General features: G+C 59.2%; 2 protein-coding genes and 1 pseudogene. All 3 read left to right on the top strand.

The window, feature by feature from the left end:
• Positions 1-54 precede the first annotated feature (54 nt).
• Positions 55-657: a winged helix-turn-helix domain-containing protein gene (locus tag GV035_RS27000; protein ID WP_442859609.1), complete on the top strand. Its 603-nt coding sequence runs from the start codon at positions 55-57 to the stop codon at positions 655-657.
• A pseudogene (locus tag GV035_RS26995) lies at positions 654-1,978 on the top strand (ATP-binding protein). The gene GV035_RS27000 and the pseudogene GV035_RS26995 overlap by 4 nt, the downstream one beginning before the upstream one ends.
• A gap of 867 nt (positions 1,979-2,845) precedes the next feature.
• On the top strand, positions 2,846-2,963 hold a 118-nt coding region (locus GV035_RS26990), incomplete at its 3' end, for a transposase (protein ID WP_159838853.1).

The following is a 2,963-nucleotide window of genomic DNA, read 5'->3' as shown; positions in this document are numbered from 1 at the left end:
CGCTACGCTGCTCGCGCACCAGACGTACCGCACGCTCGCGAACTTCTGGGGAAAATTTCGTTACCTTCTTGTTCATGGCTCCATTGTCTCAAGAGTTGGAGCCTCCACAAAATCCGGTGCGGTTCATACGGGCTAATTTTGCTCGACCTCGGGCTTCCCAAGCAAGACGGGCTGAGCTTGCTACTAAAGCTAAGGCAACGCAGAGATCCGACGCTGGTGATTATCGTCACCGCCCGCGACGCGGTGCCCGATCGAGTCGCCGGCTTGGATACAGGTGCCGATGACTACCTGGTCAAGCCATTTGCGCTCGAAGAGTTGCTGGCACGCATCCGCGTATTGACTCGCCGCCAATCCGGTCGCGTCGATACGACTCTGCATGTCGGGGTGCTTTCGCTCGACCCGGCCCGCCACCTAGTAAGCTTGCGCGGAGAAGAGGTTGCAGTGACCGCGCGAGAATTTGCTCTCCTTCACGAACTGATGAGCGACCCAGACAGGGTTATCTCCCGTGAGCGACTTGAAAATAGTTTGTACGGTTGGAACGAAGAAATCGAAAGTAACGCCGTGCAGGTTCACGTGCATAACCTGCGCCGCAAACTTGGAGCGCACGTGATCCGCAATATACGCGGCGTTGGCTACCAGATCGGAGAGACGGCGTGAGATCGCTTCGCGGGCGCCTGCTGTTGTGGCTGCTGCCTGCTACATTGTTGGCGGGCATACTTGCGAGTGCCGCGACGTATCGGGGCGCGCTTATCGAACTCGATGAGGTTCTCGGTGATCAGTTGAAGGTGATCGCGCGCCACGTTGCGATTGACACGGGCGATCACTTGTCGCTGGGAGGACAACGCGACGACGACCAAATGTCAGGTCAGCGATCCCACGGTGTCCTGCTCGAGGTCTGGCGAGGTTCAACGCGAGTGTTCAGCAGCGACGCGGATGCCCGGTTGCCTCCTCCTCGGGGCGCAGGCCCGTCTGACATGACTCTCAACGGTGAGCTTTGGCATAGCTTCGTCGCGCGGGACGGCGATATATTGGTGCGGGTCGCTCAGTTGCGGAAAGCGCGGTGGGAGGCCGTAGCGGAGATCGCCATGCACTTATTCTGGCCCGTGCTGTCTCTGATCCCGGTGCTTGCGCTTTTTCTGTGGTTCGGGATCGGCTACGGCTTGCGCCCTTTGCGCGAGATTGTTTTGGACCTGAAGAGACGCGATGCCCACAATATGCAGCCGATTGACACGGCTACCATGCCCGCCGAAGTGAAGCCGCTCGTCGACGCGCTTAATGAACTCTTTCGGCGACTAGACTGCGCTTTCGTTGCGCAGAGGCACTTCGTTGCGGACGCCGCCCACGAGTTGCGCACCCCGATCATGGGGATCGCGCTGCAGGCTGAACTGCTACAGCGCGTATCGAGCGCGGAAGAAAAAAGAATGACCGTTGCGCAGATTCATTCGGGTGCCATACGATTAGCACGTCTGGCCGAACAACTTCTTACGCTTGCACGACTAGCGCCAGAATCGCCACCTCCCGTAGCTCGCGAGGTTAATCTGGTCGCCCTGGCCGGCTCGGTTGTAAGTGATCGGGCGAGGTTCGCTGAGAGTAACCAGATTGACATTGGCCTGATTGGCGGCGATTCAGTGACCGTTAGCGGGAATGTCGACAACCTACGCACCATGCTCAACAATCTTGTTGACAATGCGATTCGTATGCCGGAAGGGGGGCACGGGTCGACGTTCGCGTACGGAAAGAGGGCGACCACGCCGTGCTTGAGGTCAGCGATAACGGCCCAGGTATCGCAGACGAAGAGCAAGCCCGCGTCTGGGAGCGCTTTTATCGTGGGAGTGGCCATGCCTCATCCGGCAGTGGTTTGGGACTGTCTATCGTTCGGCGTATCGCGGAACAGCATAATGCGCAAGCGTCACTCGAACGCGGCGGGGACGGCGGTGGTCTGACGGTTCGCCTGACCTTTCGGAGCGCGCAGCGCTGAATGCGGTGCTCGTGGGCGACACATGGTGAGTCGCCCATAAGCACCGACCTTTCGAGCGATCCACGGCCATCGCGCACCTGGTGGCTCGGGTCGGCAAAACGCGCCCTCCCACTCGACTTTTACGGCACAACCAACCTTTTCCTAAGCGATCTTACTCATGGTGCTGCGCTTGATATTGATGCTGCGCGGAATAGCGCGAGCGAACCGCCCCTTTGGTGGCTTGCGGTCACCGAAGCGGAGGTGCAACAGACCGAGGCGTGCCCGCCTTGGGTCTGTCCTGGAGCTGCAATTGTCTGCGCAGCCAACGGGACACCACAGGGAATCCTCATTCGTTGCCGCAATGTCAGTCGGGATAGCGCTCTTCGCATCGTCGCAAACGCGACGGCGCCACGCAGAGCGCCGACCTAAGTTCGTCCCGTCATTGACAGTCTGCTCGAATGGCGCAGCCTACTCGAGGATGCGCCGCACGGTCCCTTCCATTCTCGTCAAGCCGTGCAGCCTTCCGACTTCGATTGCCGCCCCGAGACAAATGCCCCGGATCCAAACGGCACGCAACGCAAAGAGGGCCCCGGCGCAAATCTGGAGCCACAAAGAACCGGGATATGGCCGGTTGCATCAAGCTCAACTGTAGCTGCCTTGTCAGCTCGCCCGCGCCCGCAATGGTCAAGGTCAGATAACGAATGCTAAGGCCTTCGACCTCGGCACATTCCCGGTTTTTAGGCTGCATGCGTCCTTGGACACAGATCCCTCGGAGCTGTCAGCCTTTTCTCGGTCGACGGTATCGAGCGCTTCGACGAAATGACCTGCCCTGGAATTTTCGGACCAGCTGAAACTTGAGAGAATGGCTTCCTACGGAGAAAGGAAGTCATGAAGAAGAGCCGGTTTACCGAAGAGCAGATGGTCACGATCCTGCGGGAGGCGGACAAGGCGCCGATTGCCGATGTCGCGAAGAAGTACGGGATCAGCGACCAGACCATATACAACT

Origin of the sequence: Burkholderia sp. 8Y (genome assembly GCF_902506145.1) — a bacterium.
Lineage (GTDB): Bacteria > Pseudomonadota > Gammaproteobacteria > Burkholderiales > Burkholderiaceae > Caballeronia.
Note: the sequence above shows the minus strand (reverse complement) of the source record. Positions and strands in the feature narration are given on the sequence as shown.